The organism is Natronorubrum tibetense GA33 (assembly GCF_000383975.1).
GTDB lineage: Archaea > Halobacteriota > Halobacteria > Halobacteriales > Natrialbaceae > Natronorubrum > Natronorubrum tibetense.
This window is the reverse complement of the sequence record NZ_KB913017.1, coordinates 3,265,878-3,290,645: the sequence shown is the minus strand read 5'-3', so window position 1 is coordinate 3,290,645 and position 24,768 is coordinate 3,265,878. Positions and strand designations below refer to the sequence as shown.

The 24,768-nt window shown below is 55.1% G+C and carries 20 protein-coding genes and 2 pseudogenes; 14 read left to right on the top strand and 8 right to left on the bottom strand.

The features are described from left to right. The 6 genes from NATTI_RS0117020 to NATTI_RS0116990 all read left to right on the top strand — a co-directional run bounded on the left by NATTI_RS0117020 (position 1) and on the right by NATTI_RS0116990 (position 5,438). Positions 1-975, top strand: a complete 975-nt coding sequence (locus tag NATTI_RS0117020) for a hypothetical protein (RefSeq protein ID WP_006090784.1) — start codon at positions 1-3, stop codon at positions 973-975. Further along, positions 972-1,310, top strand: coding sequence for a hypothetical protein (locus tag NATTI_RS0117015; protein ID WP_006090783.1), 339 nt, complete (start codon positions 972-974; stop codon positions 1,308-1,310). The genes NATTI_RS0117020 and NATTI_RS0117015 overlap by 4 nt, the downstream gene beginning before the upstream one ends. After that, a complete protein-coding gene (locus NATTI_RS0117010; protein ID WP_394296414.1) occupies positions 1,243-2,142 on the top strand; it encodes a hypothetical protein in 900 nt (299 codons plus the stop codon). The genes NATTI_RS0117015 and NATTI_RS0117010 overlap by 68 nt, the downstream gene beginning before the upstream one ends. A 457-nt stretch (positions 2,143-2,599) precedes the next feature. Continuing rightward, positions 2,600-3,598: a hypothetical protein gene (locus tag NATTI_RS0117000; protein WP_006090781.1), complete on the top strand. Its 999-nt coding sequence runs from the start codon at positions 2,600-2,602 to the stop codon at positions 3,596-3,598. Beyond that, positions 3,598-4,263, top strand: coding sequence for a 3'-5' exonuclease family protein (locus tag NATTI_RS0116995; protein ID WP_006090780.1), 666 nt, complete (start codon positions 3,598-3,600; stop codon positions 4,261-4,263). The genes NATTI_RS0117000 and NATTI_RS0116995 overlap by 1 nt, the downstream gene beginning before the upstream one ends. A 113-nt stretch (positions 4,264-4,376) precedes the next feature. After that, positions 4,377-5,438, top strand: a complete 1,062-nt coding sequence (locus NATTI_RS0116990) for an HNH endonuclease (protein ID WP_027119195.1) — start codon at positions 4,377-4,379, stop codon at positions 5,436-5,438. 76 nt (positions 5,439-5,514) lie between these two features. Here NATTI_RS0116990 and NATTI_RS0116985 read toward each other — a convergent pair whose 3' ends face one another. Together NATTI_RS0116985 and NATTI_RS0116980 are read right to left on the bottom strand one after the other, a co-directional pair. Then, on the bottom strand, positions 5,515-6,684 hold the full coding sequence (locus NATTI_RS0116985) for a hypothetical protein (RefSeq protein ID WP_241434338.1): 1,170 nt from the start codon (positions 6,682-6,684) through the stop codon (positions 5,515-5,517). Between the two features lie 146 nt (positions 6,685-6,830). Beyond that, the gene (locus NATTI_RS0116980; protein ID WP_006090777.1) at positions 6,831-7,460 is read right to left on the bottom strand and encodes a homing endonuclease associated repeat-containing protein; all 630 of its coding nucleotides are present in this window, start codon (positions 7,458-7,460) and stop codon (positions 6,831-6,833) included. 194 nt (positions 7,461-7,654) lie between these two features. Between NATTI_RS0116980 and NATTI_RS0116975 the strand changes: the two genes are divergently transcribed. Next, positions 7,655-8,572 carry a hypothetical protein gene (locus NATTI_RS0116975; RefSeq protein ID WP_006090776.1) on the top strand — a complete coding sequence of 306 codons (918 nt, stop codon included), beginning with the start codon at positions 7,655-7,657 and terminating at the stop codon, positions 8,570-8,572. Positions 8,573-8,621: 49 nt separating this feature from the next. On the opposite strand, the gene NATTI_RS0116970 is transcribed toward NATTI_RS0116975, so the two are convergent. From NATTI_RS0116970 to NATTI_RS0116940, 6 genes and pseudogenes are all read right to left on the bottom strand, one after another. After that, a complete protein-coding gene (locus NATTI_RS0116970) occupies positions 8,622-9,884 on the bottom strand; it encodes a competence protein CoiA (protein ID WP_241434337.1) in 1,263 nt (420 codons plus the stop codon). Between the two features lie 228 nt (positions 9,885-10,112). Further along, positions 10,113-10,280, bottom strand: coding sequence for a hypothetical protein (locus tag NATTI_RS26805; RefSeq protein WP_006090773.1), 168 nt, complete (start codon positions 10,278-10,280; stop codon positions 10,113-10,115). A gap of 280 nt (positions 10,281-10,560) precedes the next feature. Further along, complete coding sequence (locus NATTI_RS0116955; protein WP_006090772.1) at positions 10,561-12,900, bottom strand: Eco57I restriction-modification methylase domain-containing protein; 2,340 nt, start codon at positions 12,898-12,900, stop codon at positions 10,561-10,563. A gap of 346 nt (positions 12,901-13,246) precedes the next feature. Continuing rightward, positions 13,247-13,579 (bottom strand): hypothetical protein, encoded by a 333-nt coding sequence (locus NATTI_RS0116950; protein ID WP_006090771.1) that lies wholly within the window; start codon positions 13,577-13,579, stop codon positions 13,247-13,249. 203 nt (positions 13,580-13,782) lie between these two features. Continuing rightward, positions 13,783-14,298: pseudogene (locus NATTI_RS27515) on the bottom strand (DNA-binding protein). Further along, positions 14,291-14,983: a nucleotidyltransferase domain-containing protein gene (locus tag NATTI_RS0116940; RefSeq protein WP_019991976.1), complete on the bottom strand. Its 693-nt coding sequence runs from the start codon at positions 14,981-14,983 to the stop codon at positions 14,291-14,293. The pseudogene NATTI_RS27515 and the gene NATTI_RS0116940 overlap by 8 nt, the downstream one beginning before the upstream one ends. A gap of 497 nt (positions 14,984-15,480) precedes the next feature. Between NATTI_RS0116940 and NATTI_RS25490 the strand changes: the two are divergent. The 7 genes and pseudogenes from NATTI_RS25490 to NATTI_RS0116910 form a co-directional block, all read left to right on the top strand. After that, positions 15,481-15,844: pseudogene (locus tag NATTI_RS25490) on the top strand (IS5/IS1182 family transposase); the annotation flags it as partial. 70 nt (positions 15,845-15,914) lie between these two features. Next, complete coding sequence (locus tag NATTI_RS27665) at positions 15,915-16,058, top strand: DUF7563 family protein (protein ID WP_449289287.1); 144 nt, start codon at positions 15,915-15,917, stop codon at positions 16,056-16,058. 1,003 nt (positions 16,059-17,061) lie between these two features. Continuing rightward, on the top strand, positions 17,062-18,216 hold the full coding sequence (locus tag NATTI_RS0116930) for a DUF4143 domain-containing protein (RefSeq protein ID WP_241434336.1): 1,155 nt from the start codon (positions 17,062-17,064) through the stop codon (positions 18,214-18,216). A gap of 290 nt (positions 18,217-18,506) precedes the next feature. After that, complete coding sequence (locus NATTI_RS0116925) at positions 18,507-19,313, top strand: hypothetical protein (protein WP_006090768.1); 807 nt, start codon at positions 18,507-18,509, stop codon at positions 19,311-19,313. A gap of 24 nt (positions 19,314-19,337) precedes the next feature. Continuing rightward, positions 19,338-20,279, top strand: coding sequence for a hypothetical protein (locus NATTI_RS0116920; RefSeq protein ID WP_019991974.1), 942 nt, complete (start codon positions 19,338-19,340; stop codon positions 20,277-20,279). Between the two features lie 360 nt (positions 20,280-20,639). Continuing rightward, positions 20,640-22,277 (top strand): AAA family ATPase, encoded by a 1,638-nt coding sequence (locus NATTI_RS0116915; RefSeq protein WP_019991973.1) that lies wholly within the window; start codon positions 20,640-20,642, stop codon positions 22,275-22,277. Positions 22,278-22,343: 66 nt separating this feature from the next. Further along, entirely contained in the window at positions 22,344-24,698 is a 2,355-nt protein-coding gene (locus NATTI_RS0116910) for an AAA family ATPase (RefSeq protein ID WP_006090766.1), read from the top strand. Positions 24,699-24,768: the final 70 nt, after the last annotated feature.

Sequence of the window (24,768 nt, the reverse complement as noted above, 5' to 3'; positions counted from 1 at the left end):
ATGCACGGAGGGCAAGACACGCAGGCCTTCGAGACCTCACACCTCGAGATCGATTTCGACCTCCCACGTCCCGTCGACGAGACGGCGTTCCCGGATTTGTACGTCGGCCTCGACATCAACTTACTCGCACCGGGCGATGGGATCGTCACGGATCGACACCATGCCTCAGCTGACCGATACGAAGCAGACGACCCACAAAACCAGATTGCCGGTCAGATCTCCCCGTTCACGTTGTCGGGCTGGCTGCGCCATGGCTGTGAACGAGTTGTCCAGGCGGCGGGCGTGACGGCGTGCCATCCGGGCAACGCCGATGGCGACTACATGCTCGCGGACGTGTACGAGCGCGATCTGGATAATGGCTATCACGAGAAAGGCTCGTGCGTCGAAGACGATGACGCGGGCTGTGTCATTCACGACTTGTTCGGTGGCTTCGGCGACCGCGCTGGCAGGGTGATTCGCCACCCAATCCGGTTCTCACCCATCCGTAGACAAGTGGATGTGACGAAGGGCGAGGCCGAAGCTCACTATCGCCAGTTGAATACGCAGGTGCGCTCGCGGAATGCTGAGGATGAAGGCCAACCGCTACGGAAAGCTGAACGCGACGTCGTCGGGAACCTAGTTGGAACGTGGCGGCTCACGCTCCGTGAGTTGAAACCTGAATACGTGGGTCTGCTCGTCGAAGCGGTTGATTATCTGGATGCCCACAGCGCTGAGTACGACATGCAACTCGGCGGCGCTCGGAACTTCGGGGCTGGCATCGTCGATGCTGAAGTGGTGAACCCGCTGTATACTGATTCGGAACTCCGACGCGTCTACAATCGTGCGCAGGATGCGACGAGCGGGATGGACACGAAAGACGATGTCTGGCGTGAGCAGTGTCGTGCAGAGTTCGTTCGGGCGTTGCAAGCGCGGACGGCTGCTCGTGATGGTGATTTGCCGATGCCTGGCGATGGGTCGGGAGGTGAGTCGGCATGACGGACTCGAATGACGAGGCGGGCAGGCCTGACGGTGAGGATGACGACGGCGAACAGGACGAGGATCTTGATGCAGTTCACCCGGTCTCGACGTCGCTCCGGTCGGTACAACACGAGGAGCGCGAGACGGATGCGTCTGCGGATGCTGCTGAGGAGCAAGCGCACGGTGACGCCCCGGAGATGGATCTGGGTGGGTTGAATGAGGTTCAGCCGGTGTCGTCGGAGCTGCAGTCGGTACAGAGCCGGGCTGGTGTGGGCGATGGTGCTGATGCTGGTGATGATGACGATGTGGACGCGTCGGACGCCGACGGGAGTGGTGGTGGTGGCGATGACTGATTCGTCGGCGACAGGCGCTGGTCGTGAGTCGGCTGACAGTGGGGCTGTGACGGACGTGGATCCGATGCTTGCGGTGTATCGCCACGATGTGCATAAGCTGCGTGGCCGGTCGCATGCGGCGGCTCGTGAGCGGGTTGCTGGCGTGCGGGTGAACGAGACGGTGCCGTTGGGTGCGGATCGAGATGCCGCGTTGCTAAGCCGTCCACACGGGGAGCCTGAGCAGACGGTAGATGCCCACGCGTCTCCGTCTCGGGTGTCGCTGCTGACCGGCGACGTGGTGATGACAGGCTCGCTGGGTGCGGATGGTCGTGGCGCGGCCGTTCGGGATGTAGTGAGCGTTGAGGATCCGGTGGCGATGCACGAGGCGTGGCTGTCGTTCGATGTGGCGGCGCTGTTCAACGAGTCGCTGTACTACCCGTATACGTCGCTGAAATACCATACGCTACTGGCGGCGGCGCTGCTCGACAACTATCGTGCAGGCGTCGGGTTTGAAGAGTTGTTCCTGACGGTCGAGGACCCGGACGGGCCGGTGACGCCACACCGGACGGTGCTTTCGACACCCGAAATGCAACTGTGCATAACTAGCGAGCCGGGTGATCGCCCGGCGGCGCGGCTTGGTGATGGGCCGGCGCGGTGCTTTGCTGACGTGTGGGCGCGCCTGCTGGTGCACCCGTTCGATGTGGATGGCGGGCGGCGCTGGCGGGTGTTGGATGCGCAACTGCGGCGCATCCGGTCGTGGTCGACGGCGCTGCAGTACGTTGAGGAGTATTGTCGGCGCTTCGACCCGCGGAGTGGTGCGGGTCGTGGCGATGGTCTTGGGGGTGGGTGGTGATGCCGTTGGGTTGGGGGTGCGGTGGTGGGTGGTGTGGCTGTCGTGGTCGGGATGCGGGGCGTGGTCGGTTGTGGGCGGTGCTCGTGGTGGGGCACCGGTCACGCCGGGCGGTGGCTGCTCGTGTGGCAGGCTGTGGTGGGCGTGTCGCTGCGAGTGCCAGTGAGAGAGTCCCTGGGTGTGGTAGGCGAGGGCGATCGTCGGGGTGCGTGGTGGCGTCCCGACGAACCCGTTCGAACCCTTGCTACGTGGCGGCGAGTGGTTCTACTCGGCGATTGCGACGGGTGCGTGCTCGTTCCGGTGCTGGGTTTGGAGTGCGGAGACCACTGGAAACAGGGTGTGTTCCTGGTCGAGGAGCACTTGAAGTGGGGTGTGGGACGCAGAGTGAGTGTGTTGGGTGTCGTCTAAGTGGTGGAACACGGCTGCCCAGAACGTGGAGTGGAAACGGAGGGGTGTGTGAATGACTGGTATTCAGCAGGTGTTGTTCGAGTTGGATGGGTCGTACCTTGGGCACCCGTATTTCGTGACGGGGAACGCGTTGTTCAACGCGATCGCGCGGCGTGTTGACGAGCGGACGCGACGGGCGTTGCACGTGAGTCACGGCGTGTTCGTTCCGGGTGAGTACGGTGAGTACCCGGCGGCGCACTCTCAATCTGGGTACGCCGGGAAGCTTGGGCAGTCGCTGCCTGACGTCGATGCGTACGATGATTTGTTCGTGTTCCGGGACGTGGCCCACCGGTGGCTGTTGGAGTCACGGCCGCGAGATGCGCATAACACGCATGACCTCGAGCGTCATGGTGACCGGGTCGCGTTCGCGCCGGCGTGTTTCTTCGGGCGACCGGCGGAGCAGCGGAATTCGAAGCGGTCGGTGCAGTGGTTCGTGCACTGCTACCTGCACACGGATCGTGGTACGGACGACGTTCTGCCACTCTCTGAAGACGTGCTTGACGAGATACGGGTTGGCGGGGCGCGCAACTACGGGTTCGGGCGATTGTCGCTGGCGGACTCACAGGTCGTTGATCTCGATGCGCTCGACTACGGGCGACTCACGGACGCGGCGGCGGATGCGTACGTGCTTGAACTCGTGTCGCCGTACGTCCTGTCGAGTGCGTGTCCCGGTGCGGATGACCAGTCGGTGCCGTGGTGGTGGGATGCGAGTCCGGAAACGCCGACGATCGAGACAGGAACGCCTGTGACGGATGGGCGGCGTGATGACGGGTTGCGGCGACGGGAAACACGGCTCGTTGACGGTGGTGAGACATATCGAGTCGAGACGGCCGATCATGGGCAGGTGGTCGGGTACGCGGGAAGTGAGCCGGTGGAGACGGCGCGGAATGGAGTGTTGCGCGTTGGGACGCACGCGAAGTACGGCTTCGGTGAGTTCCGATTGCGGCCAGCGAGTGTGGATCGCGTGCCTGGGCGTGGCGCTGTTGAGGGAGTCGCTGGAGGTGAGATGTGATGTCGGAGTTGACGTTGGTTGCGTTCGATATCGAGACGACTGGGTTCACGGTAGATGATGAAGTGACGGTCGCTGGGTTCGCGCTCCCACTAGGTGTTCGAATTTTCGTTCAGACTAATGGTCGAGACATCGAGGGTGTTTCGGAGGTCGTCCAGGACCGGACGGAGTGTCACGTGCAACTGTCGACGCACGCGTCTGAGCGGGCGTTGTTGGAAGCGGTCGGGAAGTTCTCAAGTGACCGATTGGCTGGTGATGACGTGTTGCTCGCGGCGTTCAATGGTGAGACGTGGCGATCCGGGTTTGACCTTCCGTTCTTACGGACGCGACTCACGCGGACCGACGTTGCGTGGCCGTTCGATGAGTTACCGTACACGGATCTGCTCCCACTCCTGACAAAGCGGTTCAACACGACGGTTGGTGAGGATGAGTGCCGGGACCTCGTCGGCGTGTACGACACGTTGTGTGGTGGGTCGGCTGGTGAGTTGGATTCGTTTGCGGAGAGTAGTGAAGCAGTGTCGGCGTTCGAGGCTGGTGAGTTCACGCCGCTCGTGTTGCATAACGCGGCGGATGTCCTCAGGACGAGAGAGTTAGGGTTACTCGCGGAGCGGTACTGTTCGAAATCGGATTTCAAGCTGAAGTCGTTGACCTCGACGAGGTACGGGTGAGGAACGGTCGTTGAGCCGTGTTGGGTTGTGAACTGCGGATTGAAGCGATACACCAGCAGGTAGCCATCGAGCGGTGTGGAACCGTGCATAATCGACAGATGCAGGACGTAAGAATGGCAGATACTGACCGACGATCTCACGACGAAACGAGTGACGAATCGACAACGAATGAGGATACCAGAGTGCTTGAGCCGGACGCGTGTAATGACACGGTTGATCCGGAGACACGCGAGGCTGTGCTGACAGAGTACGGTCACAAGTGCCAGCTGTGTGGGCGGGTTGGGCCGAAGAAAGGCGGGTTAGCGATATTGCACGCGCATCACATCGAGCGAAACCCCGAGGATGTGGACGAGCATGACATGGAGAACCTCACGCTGATCTGCCGGGCGTGTCACAGTTGGCACCATCAACAATCGGAGCCGGAGGATGCCCCAGTGGATATTACTGAGGAGGATCTCACTGTCCTGTTACCGCAAGACATCGAGATCTTGCAAGTCCTCGCAGATGACGGGCCGGGACGGACGGGTGACATCGCGGGTGAACTGACGGCGGACTTGTCGGTCTCCGCAGTTCGAGAACGCTTATGGGTGCTGATGGGGCTCGATAACCGTGTGGAGTCACGTGACCGGCAAATCGTCGATAAAGATGTCGAGACCGGTGAGTGGGGGTTGACTGAGCAAATCGAGACATCGGCACGCGGGCACATCCCGGACGACCCGCAATTGTTGTTGCAACGCATGGAAGACGAGCAGGTGCGGCGAGCGTTGGAGCGAGGGTGTGACCGGAGTGCAGTGACGGGTGTGCTCGGCATCACGCGTCGCACGACGTTCAACAAGGCCAAGCGGGCGTACGCGTACGACTTTCCGTTGGACGTGTTCGGTCGCGGTGGCCGACCATCGCAAGACACGCAATCGGAGCAGGACGTGAGTGAGGAGGTAGCGACGGACGAGAGTGATGACCAGCAACGCCTCGATGCAGTTGCTGAGGGAGAAGACGAGTCACTGGGCCGGACTGAAACGTGGGGGACACCTGAGTCAGAGTCTACGGTGCAGTCCACTGATGTCAACGAGCAACGTACAGACCCGGTAGCAAGTGATGGCAGTGGCAGCAACGAGTTACGAGAGCATCTTCAGCAAGCAATCGACGCGTTACTGGAGGTGGATGAAGCGCTGTAGGTGAAGTGTGGATCCCAATCAGTGGTGGCAAAGTATGACCGAAAAGTTCACCTAGCTGATTGGGGCGAAAGAACCGTCAGAGATCCTCTTCAAGTTCATTGAATACTGCTTTTGGATTCGTGAACAACTGCTTCATCTGGTCATTACCGGCGAAGAGTTTATCAAATTCATCCGGACCATACATTGGGGGTTGCTGAAGGTTGCTGCCTGCTGCTGTTGACCGATTCATGAAGAGGAGGTCATTTGTTCTATTACCTTTCCCAGTTCCGTAGAATAGCGTTTTCTCGTTGCCGTCTGAGTCCTCAATATGTGCTATCGATATGTCGGCATCAGTGCTTTGGTCGTAATCAGCTACGATACTGCTGATGTCTCCCTGGGCTAGCCCGCGATGATACTCGGGATTGCTGATTGATTTCAGCAAAGAGATCCACTCCTCACGGCTGAAGAACAAACGTTGCCCATTGGTATCATCTCCTGATGCCCGGAAGTATATTGCGACCGGGACCGGGAGTGATTGTTTTGGTTCATCTGCGACTCGACCAGTGAACTTATTCGAACCAACGTCTCTACGTGCTTTAACGTAATTTTTCCCGTTTGTATACTCTGAACTTGCGATCACCCTACTTTGCGGGATCAACTGATCATGTAGTATGTTTTTATACTCGTTTAGAAGTAATTCGATGCTATTTGAGGGCAGAGAAGTACCACCAATACTATTCGGTTCTCTGTCGGATTCTGATCGGGACTCCTGTATAGAGTTAATTCGGTCAGCAATATCACTCCATGTGATTGTCTGGAATCTCTCAGCGTTCAACCACCGAGCATGGTTTTGTAACTGTGTATGGTCGAATCCGCCATCTTTCGCCTCAATTGCGATAACAAGTTCATCCCCGAGTTGAATGGTTAGATCAGGTATACTTTCACTAGTAGTGTTATCGCTCTCGGGAGCAAATTCGTTAATAGCAGTATCAGAGTACGAGTGACCACTTGCTCCCAACCCGAGAAGCACCTTCATTCCAGTTCGTGTTTTTGTAACTTCTGCACCCTCTTGTGCAACTACCTCTATGTCTTCCGAACTGAGCTCATCAAGTAATGGCTCTTGTTCGAATGCCGCAATGATAGGACGAAGAAGACTTGCCGAGATCTCCCATGGAAGGTGGTTTAGAAGCCAGCAGAGGTTCTTGGTTGCATTGTCTTCGTTCGAACTTCCATGATGTGCGAATAGTAGATCTTGTCCGCGAGCCATAACTCCTTCACATAATTACTATCTTAAAAGATTAGTTAAAGGAGTAACAATACGTCAGTATCTGTCGTTCTCAGAAAGAGTCAGCTTTCTGAGGTCCTAAGTAACAAGCGTTTGTACACCTTTCATTTGCATAGTCATGATAATTCTCACAGGTTCCGTAATCCGGCTTGTTGTTGGATTCCGATGAGACCACCTCGACACCCACCTAACCGCCGAATATAGGTTTGATACGAGTACGTACCGTGCTGCTGGAGTTTCTCTACTGATAGTGACCACCAATCGTCGATCGCGGAGAACATTGGTTTGTCTGTCTTGGACTCGGTTTCCGAACACGTCTCGTCGAGTCGCGCAACTCGCCAGAGATCGGCGATGAGGAAGTCCTCGGGGATGCGAACGGAGGGGTCGAATTCAGCGGCTTCTAACGCGGCTTCCCACGCTTCAAATCGTTGCTGGTATGCTCGTGACCCGAATCGGCCGTGATCGTCGAGATCGTCTTGGTAGGGTCGCCGGTCAAGGTGGTTCGCTACCCGCCACAGCTCGCGGCATAACTCGGCATCGGGAAACGCTGCTTTGAGCGCGCTGGTCCAACTCTCAAAGCGTGAAATGTAGGTCTGGGGGTGCGGCGTGATTGCCGGGTCATACTCGTCGTTGTATGCTTCGAGATTAGTGATCGTCGGGAGTTGCTGGTACGCGTCGTTCACTGCTCGCAGATGCTCGATGAGTGCTGCCTCCGTGTAGCCGCGGGTATGAGTTACTTCGCCGTCGCGTATCCCCATCAAACACTTATTGTTATCTTATCGATATAAAATAAGGTGGTCTACTGTACTAAAGCGCTGATGCTTATGACGCTTGTCTCAACTGGACCGATGTTATGTTGTACAATGCACCCGCGCAGCGGCCGCGCTATGCTGCAGTTGTTCGTGCTACGCCCGTGACTGAACCATATCGGTCCCTCCGGCGTGACTGAATCATGTCTGTAGATGATATCATCGACTGGCCGGTTGGGTTCGGGCCGATCGACGCTGAGATCGAGTGTTGCCCGATCGATGTCAAGGTGTTAGCGAACGCGATGTTGTCGGACTCGGCTGCGATTCTCGGCGTGAACGACGATGGTGTCTGGATCCGGTCGGGGACGTATCGCCAGGGAGCGCACGCTCATTGTCCTGCAGAGGCGTTCCCGGAGTTCGAGTGTTCGACCGCCGGTGCTGTCACGGTGAACCCATCGTACATCTCAACGCTCCGGTCTGCGACTCTCTCGACTGATTCCGAGCGCGTGTCGGTTTCGCTTGAGGGTGACCGATTGACTCTGGAAGCAAACGGGTTTGGCGGCACTGTACCGACTGTGATTCCTGAGCGTGACGGGAGTCGGCAGCAGGAGATCGCAGAGTTTGATCTCCGTGCGATCCACGACCGACATACTGCTGAAGCCGACATCGATGACTGGCAGTTTGAAGATTTCCTCAACTGGGAAGCAGACTATCCTGAGACGGAGATCACACTCACTCCGGACGGAGCGTCCATTACAACTCCGGCCGGAGATTCACACTGGTCGTGGAACGAAAGCGCTGGTTCTAGGAAAGCAACCTATTGCGGGCAAGAGTTTCTCGACGTGTTCGATCAGTTCTACCCAGTCGAGTCAACTCCGTGTTTCACCTGGGGTGACGACGAGACGGGAGCAATGATCTTTCGCCGTGATGACTGGACCGCAATCGGTTATGTGATTCCGGTACCGGAGTCCTCGTCCGGTAACTCTCGACAGCAAGACGAGTCCGCTACTGTAACGCGACGCTGCCCGGAGTGTGAGAGTCCACTTGACCGGGACTCCTCAACCGGGAATTGGGTGTGTCTGTCTCCGCAGTGCGGTTTTCGATCTATCACGCTAGAATGAGAGGTTAGTAGATTAGCGACCGGTTCGACACGGTTGCGTGAAACATTTTTCAAGCACCGGTATCCGAGTAGTCGTACCAGAGTCGGACTTTAGCACAGAGATCGACGAGCGGTTGGATCTGTTGCGGGAAGAATTCTATATTCATGGTTTCTGTGGTACTGCTCAGCTTGACGGTAACTGTCTCAGTTCCTGTTTGGGAAACTGCGTACGAGAGCGTGCTGAGGTTGGATTCAATTGGCTGGTTCACTTCTTTCTCTTTCGACGTTGAGCCGCGAGTACACTCTAACGTATAACACAACTCAAGCACGAATTCGGTGAACGAGTCGATCTCATCGTCGCTGACAGGGAACACGAGTTCCCGTTCTATACCGTCCACAAACTTTCGGACAGTGAACTGACCACTGCCAGCGTGGCGGACACCGATACTGAATTCAAATGTCTCTCCGGACCCTTTGCTAAAGCGTTCAGGGAAATACGTGAATCGGTCTTCTAATTCCAATATTTCCCGGCGCTCCTCGATTTCGTCTTGGTGTTCACTGCCTTTGCTCTGTATTTTGCCGTCCAACCATGATTTGTAGACTTCCCGGACACCTGGGGACCCTAAAGAGAGGTTGAGGTGGAGTTCTTTCTCACGAGTCCACTCCGGTAGATCATCGGACTCTTCACCCTCATCCGATTCACTCGGGAATTCAGCCAGCGAAACTTGGTCGTCAATGTGGTTCGGGAGCGCAGCGATGAGATCGGCTTCAGTGATACCCAGATAGCCCCCGGCTGACGGGTCCGGTGACGACAACTCACCGTGAGGGATGCCGTACGGCCAGACTGGGATCGGATCGGGGAGTTCGACATCCTCGTACTCAGGACGAGTACCGACATAGTTTTCCTCGAAGAGCCAGATCACACTGATATCGCCGGTGAGGTAGCTGGCAGTCGTTTCTGTAAGGTTCTTTTGTTCGTTTCGGTACTGTACCTCAACAGCGATCCCTTTCCCGAAAGGGAATTGTGGCTGCTCGAATTCAACGAAGACATCAGCACGACGCGGGATGTCGTCAGTGATGAACTCAACGTCTATCGATGCATTAGGATACTCGTCTTTGAGTTTTTCAACCGCGATCGATTTCATCCGGAGATGGAGAGCGGATTCACCACTACAAGAGTGGTCTGGCGGGTGGTAGAAATGCCGAGCAGTAGAAGAGCCTTCACGAACACGGAGAGGATCGTTACAGACTGGGCATTGAACCTCTTCGTCGTCACCGACGCCGATCGGGATTCGAGGACGCTTATCAGCGGGATCGACCGCAATGAAGGGCATTGATTCGATCAAGGGCGCGATAGATTATATATCTTCATTCGAAGACATGTCTCTATTCTACTCAAAACGAATCAGGAACTCGTTGAGAGCCTCCGAATTTAGGTCAGTGAAGTCGTGCTTACCAGTTGCCGTCGAAATGTACACTCAACCCAACTTTCTCTGCCATGCGCCTCAATTCTCGCTGTTTCGCAGAGCGGCTGAGTTTTGTGTCGACGTAGTACCCGTTACTCACCGTTTGAATTCCGGGTCGGCGTTGTCCCAGTGTGGTTCGTCATTGAGTATTGCTTTTTTCCGACCTGGAATCCATGGGATCGTGACTTCGTCTATCAAGTCGTGGTTCTCCATGAGGTAGTTCGTTGCTTTGACCATTGCTTCCGTTTGGTCAGTGCCGCTCACTGCTGCTATTTTGTTCTTCGAATCCTCGATCTTAACGGTGAACTGGTCTGATGTCTCCCATGGTCCTGGCGTTGAATTCTGCGTAGAGTCCCTGCCCTCAGGAGCAGGTTCTACATCGTGCGTTTCTTCGTGAGAATGTGGAGGTGGTGAGGAATCGTTATGGGGTGTGAACGGTTTGTTGGTATCTACTTCGTTCTCGATCTCGGTTATGAGGGCGTCGATCAGTTCTTTGGTTTGTGATTCTGCGAGGGGATCTCGGACGTTTGAACGCCAAAATCATTTATGGTTTGTTCGCCCTGTCGGTAACAAGTTGAAGTACGGTCCGATAGACTTCTCGTTGCTCAGCGGGTGACAGTCCAAGAAGATCCCCCATCAGTATCTCATCGATTCTGCGTCGAGGACCCGTCACGTGATCGATCGTTACGTCTTCAGGTTTGCTTGCTCCAAGTTCGCCTTGGATATCTCTGATCGGCTGCGTTTTGAGCGACTCAGCAGCTGCTCGCAACGCGTCTTGTTGTTCGCAACTGAGTACTTCCGGATCAATTACAGGGAGTTGCTGCATGTCCCTGACTGATGTGTCAAGCGCACCACCTCCATGCCCGGATTTACCGAACAGCTCCTTGAGAAGTACTCCAATCGTCGAATTCAGAAACGCGAAAAGCAACTCTTGATGTGAGTCAGTGCACGGTTCGATACATACAAGTCGCTTATCGACACACAGGCCGTCCGAATTGTACGCACAGAAGTGTCGGCTACCGACCGTGTATGGCTGAAGAAGTGCTGCCGTTTTCAAGTCTTGTTTGTACCACTCATCCCCGGAGTCGCCTTCGAAATACGGTCGTTCGGGAATACCTGTGGATTCGCCGTGTTGGATGTATGCTGCGATGCCGGTTCCGTCGAGTGCGGATTTGTCAGCTTCGACTGCGAGGACTCGATGGCTGGCATCCGAACGGGTGAGTCTGTATCGCTGGCAGTCAGTCGGGGATTTCACAAGCGGTTGTAAGTAGGCAGATTCGATTTCGGTTGCTTCGGCGTCGGCAGCATCGAGGTAGAAGAACGAGTTATATCCCGACGTCATTCCCGTGGTCACCGCGGCGACATCCGCGAGTGTTAGTGAGAGCTTCGGAGCGATCACGTCGAAATACACGTCAGGGGCGCGGAGATACCGTCCCCAGTGACTGCTCGCGTCGAGTTCACGCTGTGGTCTGTTCAACATCTCAATTTCGGCTGCATTCCCACGCGGCGTCTTCGTGCCGTTGATGATTGAGCAAAGTCGGGGGATTCCGACGTCGTCGTCGACCGACTGTAGACTGTCGGTGATGTGTGTGAACGTGACCGTATTTCGGTCACGGGATGCAGCGTCGGTCGTCCGTTCGAGAAACAGAACGACTGTGGCGACTTCGGCTTGCGGGATGATCCGCTGTGTGGATGTGCCGAGGATGCCATGAATCCGGTACCGATCAAGGAGGAACTCTTTGACAGCGTTGCCGTATGTAGCGTCCATCCACGACCGGGGAACGAGTACTGCCATCCGGTCACCGTCATCTAGGAACTGAGTTGCGTACGCGAGAACGTACGTGTACAACGGGGCGTTCGCGGAGAGTTCGATGTCGAGATCAGCGAGTGCTCTCGACAGTGTTTCTTTGTATTCGGTCGAGAGTTGGTCACTGCTCGTGTATGGTGGATTACAGACGATCCCATCGACTGTATCTGGGAGATCCTCGGGCGTGAGCTCGAATACGTCTGTCTGGTGGGTGACGTGTGATTGCCCGTAGAGTGTCAATGCCGTTGTCGCCATTGCCACGCCGAGCGGACTTCGGTCGATGCCAATTATCGTCCCCGGGTCGGTATTGACCTCCCAGTCTGGATGGAACGGTGCTCCGAGCGAGCCAGCCCCAACGCCGATATCGAGCACGGAGGAACCATTGTCAGCCGCCCAGCGGCGCATGATCGTCCCGGCAATAGGCGGTGATCGATACTGGCCAAGCGCTTGGCGACCTTCGTCCATCACGAGTTGCTCGTGTAGGCTCCCGATATCTTCGGCTGGCTGTGTGCTCCGTACCAGTTGCTGTCGTTCTTGAACAACCGCCGCGAGGTCGTCTCCGTCGGCTAACCATACAACGTCATTGAGGAGTGATGTATCTACTGCTGGGATTGATATTCTATCGATCGCTGTTCGGAGCTCCGCTCGCGTCCTTGTTGAGAGAGTCGGGAATTCACCGCGCCGGTGACGCTGTTCGTATAGCGCTGCTTTCAACAGCAGACTAAACACTGCTTGTCGAGCGATAATCTCGAATCGCTTATCGGCAGCACGATCCTCGATTCCGTGCATCTCACACCACGCTTCAATACGGTTTTTGTCGTCCTCGATCAGAGACGCTTGGAGACGCTCGGAGATACTGTCAGCTGCAACAGTTAGCGGCTCAATGATTGGCGCTTCAGAGATTGATGTTGATCGGAGCGCATCACTTCGAGAGTCACGAACGCGATGTTGCTCTATCCCGGACACGCTTTCGGGCGTGTTAATTGTGTGAGTCGGTACAACTGATTCGGCGGTCGTCGTCTCATACCAGTCTCCGTTGGGCTGGTCGAGATTGACGTGATCTAATGAGGGGATCATCTCGCACCACCGTTCATGACCCAGTTCGGTTTAAACGTCTGCCCGCTCAGTAATTGGCACGCGTTAGCTCGTCGTTGCTCTCGCCTGTCTGATTGCCGATCAGGACAGATATTCGCAGGTATGGTGCCTAACAGGCTTGATTCTGGCGAGATAGTCACTATCTGAACGGTGTTCGAAACCCGTAATCTGACCAGACCCCATTCCCGTTACGGATGCTGTCATTGGAACGATGTGCCAACGAAATATTTGTGTTGGTCAGTGATTTCTAGCGAATCGTTTCATCCACTGAGAATCGAAACACGATCCCCGTCATACCTGTAGCAGCAGTTTACAGATATGGCTGCTTTCATTCGCCTAAGGCAGTTACAGCGGATGGTAATTGAGTATCGAACTGTTCGGTGACCAATTCAGCATTATACTCTGCTACTTCCCAATCGGTATTGAGCAGTGAAGGAACAAGTGGGAGGAGGATTTGCAACGAATCCATGTAATAAACATTATGCAGATAGTGGAGATCGTGATACACTGCGTACACCCCATGGTCGGGTGAATCAAATATTAATACTACATCATCGTCACGCCTGAACTCCATTATCAGGTTGTTCCCGTTACACGGATCAGACAAATCATCTTCTTTTGAATCCCACGTTGTGAATCCCTGAAACCCATCGAATGGCATAACACACTCCGAAACTTGTTTCAATATAAAAAACATTTGCAAATCTGTTACGCCGAATCATCCTTTTTTGTCGGTAACGACGTGGACAATCGATATTTGAGTTCGATCTCGGCGGCTTGTCAGCTACCCACCGTTGAACAGCTGATCGGGACGCGAATCGGGAAATCTACGACGCGCTTGAGAACCAGTGAGCTGCAAGGCTGTCAGTCGAGCGAGTTGCAGACGCACACGCCGCCTTCTCTGATTTGATCGGTAACATACTCGTGGACGCTTCGGGCGAGTTGCTGCATCGTTTCTGCTTGTCGTTCTGTGGGTCGTCTCCCGCCGTAGTAACTATCGGTGCGGTTGGTGTCATACAGCTTCCCGGAGTTCCTGTATTGTTGGGTCGGTGAGTAAGCCGAGTGCAGTTGCGCGGTCGTAGCATGTAGTGTGGTCATGGAAGTCATCAAGGTCGTCCCCGCCTTCGGCTAGCGCGTAGGCTTCGACGGACCGTTCAGTTGCCCCGAAGCACAATTCGATCGTTGCTGTATAAAATCCCTGTCCTGAGATGTGTTCGATAGCGGCCAGCAACCGGCAGGCCTTCGTCAACTGCGTTTTCCAATCAGTATCCGAATCGATCTTGTCTTCACGCGTGGGAATGCCGTATCCTCTTCGTTGAACGCATCGATAGCCGCTGCAAGCGCGTCTATGATAGCCTGTGGGTCGGAGTCGCTACTCATCGAGATCACCGTGGAACACCATCTCTCGAACTGTTTCGAATTTCTCTGTATCGTGGATCACGATGCCGTCGCTGAGAATCTCCTGTAGTTCTATGGTGTAGTTCGGGACGGCTGGCAGGGTTTCGACATCGATTTCGTATGCGTAGCGACCAGTGTCAAATTCTTGGTCCTCGAGGTCTTGCCGGATTGTGTTCGTGGTTCGCTCATTCGTCATCCGGTCTTCCTCGACAAGCACCCAGAGGTCGATGTCACTTCGCCGGTCAGCAGTCCCCCGGGCGACGCTTCCGTATAGGATGATGCCGATGACGGTGTCGAGTTGTTCGACTAATTGTTCGACAGCAGTGCGGACTGGCGTGTGAAACTCGGCCTGGGGGATTTGGAGCAACGGGTCGTCGGGGCGAGATAGTCGTTCCCGGTTGACCTGGGCTAATCGTGTGTTCCCATCCCGCCGATCGGTGATGAGATCGTTGGCGACTAACGTGTCTACTGCTTTCGTAATCGTTGGGCGAGAGTAGTTTACCGCGTCAGCCAGTTCCGTGATGGAGAACTCGTCAGCATGATAGCGTGATGAAAAGGAGAGCACATCGTGAACTGCCTGGCTTTTGAAAAGGCTCGTGTCTTGAGCCGGAATATCAAGCGAAACTCTTGCACCAGTCTCTGTGTCAGTATTCGGCTTGCTTGTCATAGAGAACTATTCGTTACGTGATCTACTTAAACTTCATATGTAGAACGGGTATTCGTTTATATTGATTTGCTAGTGGGGCAGTTCAACGCGAGACCCTTCTTTGGACGTACCCCGTATTCAGAATGTGGATCTGCGACTTGATTTCACCGTTAGTTGACTAGTGGAATAATACCGGTTTAGTGATTTCTGAATTCACTAATAAAGAGAACGAGGCAATCATTATTGGAATGAGCGTGTTCCACGAATAGAAACGGGGGTAATATAAAGAATCCCGAATCCGCCGATCCTGGTTTGGTGCCTCTATTTGCCCACTTCGAGTACTCATCTAGGTACGCTCAATCGGGTCGAAAATCATTAGGATAGACCCGGCGTTCCACTAAGGCAATTAACTGGGTCCCTTTTAAGTCTCCGGACCGTAGTAACGCTCACACGGTCGAAAATCACGGTCTCAGCGAACGGGTAATTAAGTGAGCAGGGAATGATCAGTTAGGCGAGATCTACCCTCTCACGTCACAACAACCCGAAAACACGATACGCAGATCGCACCATCGCTCATCAACCGCACCGTAGCTCCAACCAGAGTTTGCTTGGAGACAAGGGTACGACGATCAGCAGATTCGGACGATGGCCCGCAAGAACGGGGTTCGTCCACTCATCAAACACCGTGAGTTTTCCTCACTTCAGAAAGTGTGGAATGCTCGGTTGGATACTGAAATCTACGGTCAACGGAGTCAGAGCAAAACGGTGAACTCTCGGCTTAAGCGAAGATACGGTGCGTTCGCCCGTTCACGATGCTGGTGGAAGCAGTTTCGTGAACTCGCCCTTGCGTGTATCGTCCACAATCTCGACCGAACCCTCTAATGATCACTACAGGGAAACTACGTAACACTCAAGCGTTCTAAATCCTAAACATCGAAAGTAACCAACCAGTATGCCTGAATGTCCCAACTGTGGAAGTCACGCTACCTCAGCCTTCGTCCGTGTCTTTGCCGTTGATGAGAATAACGTCCACGGATGTCCCACCTGCATGACCTACGCCGAGATCTCAGACGGCGAGTCAGCAGAAGAGACGTGACAATTCTCATCGCAGGCTCATCTGACCAGGAGTAGTCTCCCTAAGAAACGGTCCAATGAAACGTGAATTCGTTCTTCCAGCTCACGGCCTTGAACACGGTCACATTCCAGCCCCTGCTGGACATGCACCACGATTGGTGGCGATATTTACTCGAGCAGGGCTTTGTGTCCATGAAGAAGAAAATCCAGACGCATATCTATTAGCGAAAGATCCAGTCGAGATTCAGCGTTGATCGCGAAAGCACCTGCAAAGAAGACAGTGACCACAAGCGATAATAAGGATGTTCACCGAGCCCACAGCTTATTAAACAGTCCGTTGGCGATCCAACGACCAAACGGTACTGCATCGTGAAACGAACTTAGTCATACATCGTAATTGAAATCGAAACTCCAAGACATACAACACATATCACTAACAACACCGTAATTGGAGATGCACTTTAGAAGGATAATCCGTCTACTCGAACACAGAATTTATGTAGTTTCGTTTTGAACAGACATCAATGTCAACGAAACTGGCCAGGTCGTTCAGCGATACGCTGGACTTCATCAGCGAAGCCGAGGCGCAAAATCCGTGGTGGCGGTCGAACGCCGCCGATAGTCTTCCAGAGATCGACGCTGAAGAGCGGTCGGATCTCTACAATCTCGTGAAGGCGTTTCACGGGACAAAACTGATCGATGAGTCAAACGATCGAACTAACGTTGCTCGAACGATTACTGGCCCTTACGGGATCGGAAAGACGACGCTCCTCCGAAAGTTCATCAATGTCTCGCTCTCGACGACCGATGCACAACTCACTGACCAGATCGACGACCAAGACACGGACTACGAACTCGAGAACGCGCTCGCGAACGAGCAGATACTGTATCTCCCTCTCGAAGACAGTCAGTATCGACTCCTCCCTCAGGAAGCGCGCATACAGAAGTTCATAGAAGTCATCGAGTGGTACCAGCAAACCCAGGTCACACAGGGCTCACACCTGATCATCGTCGACGATATCGACGTGCTTGCCTCCGACAACCCTGAGGCGTGGAAAGAGCCGCTGCTTCGCGTTCTGTACGATAATACGTATCTCATCGTTTCGGCGAGCTCCGACGATCACACTGTCCTTGAAGGAGATCACGACCACTTTCGACTTATACCGGAGAAGTTCGCAGATTGGGTCGAACGGACAAAGACGGGGAAAGTGCGATCCTTCGCCAAGACGCGCCACAAAGGCGGCGGAACAGACGGTGAACTCCTCCAAACGGCGAGAAAGCAATTAAAAGGTGGAACTGAAACAGCGGTACAGCAAAGCCTCACCGCGTTCGACGAGATCTACTTCGAGCCAGACATCACCGAACTGAAGTCGAAACTGAAGCAATACGTGAACGCGTATCTCCACGAAGGAGGGTTACCGGTCACCGAAACACACGAAGAGGGCGCTCAACAGGCGCGTGCAAATCTTCAACTGTTGGTCTACAAATCGCTGGCAGAACAACACTCGCTGCGGAACCCGGAAAATCTCTTCAAGCTCTGTGCCGCTGCGGCGCTCCCAGACGACGACGCGATCAATTACACGGACCTAGCCAACAATACGGGTATCGATCGTCGGACGCTCGACGACTATTTCGACTACCTAGAACAGGCGATCGTCCTCTCGCGATCGCATGATTACTCACTCCAGTCTCATCGAGAGGGGCGACTCTATTTGCGCGATCCACTTCATATGGCGATGTTCTCTCAACGACAACTGCGCGGGTCTGATTCCGGGTGGAATCGTGAGTTCGAGAGTGCAGTCGCACAACAGGTCTGTTTCGATCATCTCAAGCGACTCACCCATCTCTCTGAAAACTACAAGTCTGACGTTGAGTACGCGGAAACCTCGAGTGGTCTCGTTGACTTTGTCGTCCGGTCGGATACAGAACCGCTTTCCATTCCGATTTCACTGGCATATCAGGGTGTGAAAACTCCGGCCGAAGCTACAGCCGCCGTTGAAGCGTTTGACCCGACTAACGCGCAACCCGCCCACGACGAAGGCGCGTTCCGGTCTCCGTATCGGATTGTTCTGACTGATATCGTCCCGCGAGACTGCCAAGACACCGGTACACTTCGGGTCGAAAAAGATGGCTGTATACTCTACTATATTCCGTTCTGGCTACTGTTGTTAGCGATATGATTTTGGATAGTAGTATATCGTAGCACGACTTCTTTATTCAGAAACTTTCCTGAAACCGAATCGAGTGGTTCGATAACTACGTGTGCGAACTGACCACCGGAGGCTCTGCCAGTTGCAAGAGATGTTTCGATACTCGTGCGAGATACAGGGGCGCATAGTCCGCAATCCATAGTGGCGAGTGAACTAGAAAAACAAACTTCACAGCACACTCTGGCTGGAGTAGCAGACGATAGCCGAACCAGAATATGTAAATTGAATCGATTAGATATAGATTGATAGACGAATAGAGAATGGTCGACAGGAATTCTGCATTACGGGTTGTCGTCTTGGGGGCAGTTGCGGTTCCGTTCGCTGTGTTACTCGTATATTTCATTCACGTGGAGTTCCAATGGACTGTTGGAGCAGCAGCGACGGTTGTTACTGTCGCTGTTACCATCTTGTTCGGTATCGTCGATATCGTATTTGAGTCATCAACATCTGAAACTGTCGAAAAGTCCGCACCGGAACTCGTTGATGATGTCTTCGGTCCGGAAACGGAGGTTGAACAAATTGAGAACACCGAAGAATTTGGGGAGAAAATTCAGTCGGCAGCTGATAATGCAGTGAATTCTATTGATCGAATACACTTTAATATGCACTATGTTAATAGGACTGAGAATAACTTTTCCGACGATACAGTTTCCCACCGTATACTTTTGGTTAAACCCGCATCCGCCGATGATCTGACGGTGAGTCAACAAACTGGTGGACATACCGGATTTGATACCGTTTACGACTCAAATATCGACACGAATCCTTCGAAGGATCAATTTATCCAGCGATTCGCCTATATCGACCGGATGTTAAGTGAAGAGAAATGGAACAATGTGGAGGTTCGCCTCTATGAGACGACGCCTTGGCTGAGGGCAGCAATCATCGACGGGTCAAAGGCAGGGTTTTTGATATTACCGTCAATGTATGATGGGTCCAAGGCGGCAAAGTTCTGGACGGAAGATCCAAATGTCATTGACACACTTGAGGATATCTACGACGATGTCTGGAACGATCCGAGAACGGTAGACTTTCAGGAGTGGTACGAAGATGGTTCGAAGATATGATTGGTTTAATAAAAGTAACCACCGATGAGTGATAAGAGATACCGAAAGTACGCTGACTACGGGCCGGAGGGGATCTATCCGAAGACATTACATGGAGAGTTTGACCCAACAAACAACTGTGAAGTGCCCCCTACTCTTGATGAACAAATCAAAATTGTCTGGAGTCAACTGCTTGAGAAGCGTCCGAGGCTTCACGACAGTGACATACTAAATCTAACGGGTATCGCTGATGGTGGCTACACTTTGGAGTTCGGGCATGTACCTTTCCGTACATATTACGTTTTGTGGCTTTCGCTCCGTAACGCAACCGTGGCAAGGGAGATTAAGTTGACAACTGAACAGCGGGCATTCTTACAGCGCCATCTCCATGCCACCGCTAGCCATCTCGCGATTGTCTCTGAAAATGAAGTACTTCTTGGAAGAAAGCCAATCGAAGGCGGCTATTGGATTGATTCCCCCGGGAGTGGCTATCTAGACACAACGCACGACACGACTCATTCAAATGGGATATGCCCGTTTGACCAGATTATCAGGCGCGAAGTCAAAGAGGAACTTGCTATTCTGGACCTCGTTGAGGACATTAATTGCCTTGGTGTGTTTTCCGAAGAAACGGATGGAATCGCTATCAATCCTGCTGTTCTCTCAGTGGCAAGAGTTGAGGCTCCCCCATCCGAGATTCTTTGCCGGGCAAGAGGGGCAGAGGATAGCTGGGAGTTCGAAGAACTGTTTTCTGTCCCATTTTCAGACAAGAGGGCTATCGAATCCATAATCGTTGAGGGTAGTGTTCAATCTGAAGTCTCTTCATACCTAGAGGAGGCGAGATATACCACAACACCATTAGCACCAAAGACTCCATTGCTGTTAGCTCTTACCGGAAGACAAAAATATGGACCGGCATGGTTCCAATCCATTGTTGAAGAATCTGGCTTTGAGGTAACTACGGGGACAATCAAGAGGGAAAAATAAGTTACTTGCTCGCCCTATACTTGCCGTGGGTTTCACACCTAACTCTGAATAAAGCAACCGTATTACCTACTACTGATAGCTAACCGAACGGTTACTGGTTTTTTGTGTCTGCTTCCCTACTTTTATAGCGCGAATGTCGTTGAGTGAATACGCACCTGACCGACCATCTTCACCCGCCCGCACAAAGGTCCTGATCTAGCAGTTCAGAGAAAATCTAAAAAGCCGTATTCGCAGACCCGCTTTCCCAAAGTATTATGTAGGTATACCCACATAGTATCTACTGCGACGAACCGCCCGCAAACCATACCGCGGCCAGCGCCCAAATACATGTCCGAATACTTCACCCCTGAGCCCACGACGGTGGATAACGAGCCCGCTAACGTCGACCTCGACCTTACGTTCGATTCGACCCCGGAAACCTCGCTGGAGGATGTCGTCGGACTCGATGATGCGAAAGCCTTCGCGCGGAACATTATCGAACCGCTTGCGGCCGATACTGGGATCACGACCACCAGCTTGCTCGTTCACGGACCCAGTGGGAACGGGAAGACCCTCTTCGTCGATGCCATCTGTAGTGAACTGGCCGCAGAAGGGTTCGCTATCGGGTGGTTGCAACATTTCCAGAACACACCTGGGGATGCCACTGAAATCGTAGGCCAGGCCGTTCGCGACGCCATCGCGACCGCCCCGAGTGTCCTCGTCCTCGACCAGTTCAACCAGTACCATAGAGACGACCTGCTCAGTACGCTCCGAGCCGAATTCGGACGCATCGAGCAAACCGATGCCCGGGTCCTCGTCATCGCGACGACGACCTTTGACTCGTTCAGCTCGGCCTCGATGCCGTTCGAAGCCGCTATCGAGGTCGGCCAGCCCGACACGGAGCGGGCGTGTGCACTCCTCGAGACGTATCTCCAGGAGTTCGCTGCCAAGGGCGATATCGACGCGACCGTCGACACCACCGATGAAGCCCTCCGTGGGGCCACTGACGGACTGTCCGCCCTGGAACTGCGGACCGGTACCAAACACGCGTTCCAGAGCGTGGCCGTCACACCCGATGTGGAGACGGTTCGGACGGAGACGCTCGTCGAAAGCCTGTCGGTGACCGCCGAGTCCAAACCCCAGTCCAGGTTCGGGCTGCAACCGTCACAGCCGTCGAACGACCGGTTCGTCGAGGACACCGACGTGAGCTTCGACGATATCGGTGGCCTCGAGGAGGTGAAAGCCGAGCTTCAGGCGGCTATCGAGTACCCTCAGCAATTCCCTGACACCTACGAGGAGTGTGGCCTCGACACCGCTGGCGTCCTCCTCTACGGGCCGCCAGGCAACGGCAAGACCATGCTGGCGAAGGCTGTCGCGAACGAATACGACCGGGCGTTCATCTCGGTCGAAGGGCCAGAACTCCAAGACTCGCTGGTCGGGAGTACGGAAAAGAACATCCGGCAGGTCTTCGAGTCCGCCCGTGAGAACGCCCCCAGCGTCGTTTTCTTCGACGAAATCGACGCGCTCGCACCCGACCGCAACAACGTTCACGCCTCCTTCGAGGTCGACTTCATCAATACGTTGCTAGCGGAACTGGACGGGTTCAAGGACACCGGTGACGTACTTGTCATCGGTGCGACCAACCGCCCGCACGTCCTCGACGACGCCGTGCTGCGGCCAGGGCGGATCGAACGCCACATCCACGTCCCGGTGCCCGACAGCGAAACCGCCCAGGCCATCATCGATTCCCACGCCGGTGACTATCCCTTCGCCGATGACGTCACCGCTGAATGGATCGCCGCCCAGTTCGACGACGGCGTCCCCGCAGCCACCATGACTGGTGTCTGTGACCATGCCCTCCGCTGGTACGCAATGTGCCGGGTCGCCGACGATGGCGGCAGCGACGGCGACCTTGAGGTCCGTCGCGACGATATCCTGGCTGCACTCGAAGACTACCCGACTGACACGGACGATACCGCGGTTAGCGCCGAAGACTCGGGTCGGGACGGGTTCTACTAACCGCTAGCAGTCGCTGACGGGGTACTGAGTCCGAACCACGGAATTCGAGATCTCCACTGTCCACCCATGCAAGCCACCGTCGCAAAACTCAACCCGGAACTGCACGCTGAAGGCATCGCCGCCGTTAGCGACGACATTTACACCGAACTCGGCTGCTCCGTCGGTGACGCTGTCTCGGTCGGGGTCGATGACCGAGACCTCCTCCTGCGTCTGACGCGAATCGAGGGAGACCCGGAGGGAATCGTCGCACTCGATCGGTCCGACCGGAACGCACTCAGCATCACGGGCGGTGCAACGGTCCATGTCACACCGATCCCAGCATCGCCAGCCAGTCGCGTTACTGTCCGCGTTCCGCCGTCGCTCGCTGACACGTCGGCCGCCTATACGGAGCTTCGTGACGCGTTGCTCGGTCGGCCGGTCTTCGCATCGAAAACGGTCTTGGTCGACATCGACGCTATCGATCGGTCCACCGATGTAGCCAACATCGTCGGCACCTTCCCGGGATCAGTTGTCTCCATCACCGCGACGACGACTCTTGAGTTCGTCACCCATAACGACGGTCCCGGAGCCCCGTACTCGACAAATCGTGGCGACCACGAGATCGTTTCCGAGTACCGACCCGGATCTGACTCGAACTCGGACGAACAGTCGAGTGTAACCACCGATGACGGCGACGAACCGACCGGTAACGACGACAGGGCGGATACCGCGGCCACCAACGAGTTCCGTGTCAGCAACGACGAGATCGCTGACGTCTCATATGATGACATCGGGGGTCTCGACGATATCATCGACCAATTCCGGGAAGTCACTGAACTTCCGTTCGCGTTCCCCGAACTCAAGTCGGTCCTCGGTGACGACCAGTCGTTGGGGATCCTTCTGCGTGGCCCGCCCGGGACTGGCAAAACGCTGTTAGCGAAGGCACTGGCAAACGAAACGGATGCCGCCTTCTACCGGGTCAACGGCCCCGAAGTGATGAGCAAGTGGTACGGCGAAGCCGAGCGCCGCGTTCGGGACCTATTCGAGGACGCACGGACGAACGCCCCGAGTATCATCTATTTCGATGAACTCGACAGCCTCGGCCAAGTTCGGACCGACTCACCGACTGACACAACCGAACGACGGGTCGTCGGCCAGCTCCTCTCCGTTATGGACGGCCTCGAGGAGAACGACGACATCATCGTCATCGGATCGACGAACAACGCCGAGCAGATCGACCCGGCGTTGCGCCGGCCGGGGCGACTCGGCACGACCATCGAAGTCGGAACTCCCTCGAAGGAGGGCCGCGAGGAAATCTTCGCCGTCCACACCAGGGACGTCCCGCTGGCAGACGACGTCGATCTCGATGCGATCGCTGCCCGCACACATGGGTACACCGGCGCTGACATTGCGGCCGTTGTCAATGCAGCACGAGAGGAAGCATTCAGCCGTCACCTCGCCGATGCAAATCTGGACATCGACTACCTCCTCGATACGGAGTGGTCTGACCGAGACCGCGACCAGATCATCGACTGGTTCGAACACTGCGAGGTGACGGACACAGATATGGAAGCAGCACTCGAAGCCGTCGAGCCGAGTGGACTCGTCGACCACCGGGTTACCGTCCCGGAAACAAATTGGGACGATATCGGCGGTCTCGAAGATGTCAAACACCACCTCCACGAAGCGGCAGTGCTCCCGATTGAGTACGCCGACTCATTCGACGCGATGGATATCACGCCGCGAGCGGGTGTCCTCCTCGCTGGCCCGCCTGGAACAGGGAAGACGATGCTCGCAAAAGCCGTCGCCACCGAAACCGACGCGAACTTCATGCTGGTCAATGGGCCGGAGCTGATCGGCGGCGCCGTCGGCGACGCCGAAGCGGCGGTCCGAGAGGTGTTCGAAACGGCCCGTGAAACGGGACCGACGATACTGTTCTTCGACGAGTTCGACAGTCTCGTCCCGGAACGCGGGACGACTGGCCCAGTTGGCGATCGCGTCGTGAGTCAGTTCCTCACCGAACTTGACGGAGTGACTGAACGCGGTGACATCACCGTCATCGCGGCGACGAATCGTCCTGACCGGATCGACGAAGCGATCCTTCGGGAGGAGCGGCTCGGTGAGCGGGTTACCGTTGGGCTTCCCGATCTCACTGCCCGCTGGCGGATCCTCGAAATCCACACCGACGAGAAACCGCTCGCCGACGATGTCGAACTGGATACCATTGCGAAAGAGACAGATGGTGCCTCGGGAAGTACGTTAGCAGCGATCTGTGACCGCGCAGCCACACTCGCGCTCGAGGAGGCGATCAGTACCGACTCGCTCGAATCCGAGAGTGATATTCGGACTGTGGTGGAGATGCGCCACTTCGAAAAAGCGCTGGTGGAACTGACCGGCGGAAGCGGGTCAGTTGGCACCGGCGGATTCGCATCGGCAGACTGAAGCGCGTTTGTCCGGCTCCCCGAGGAACTGGGATCTGTCTCGACCAGTCACTCCCGAATTCGAGATGGGC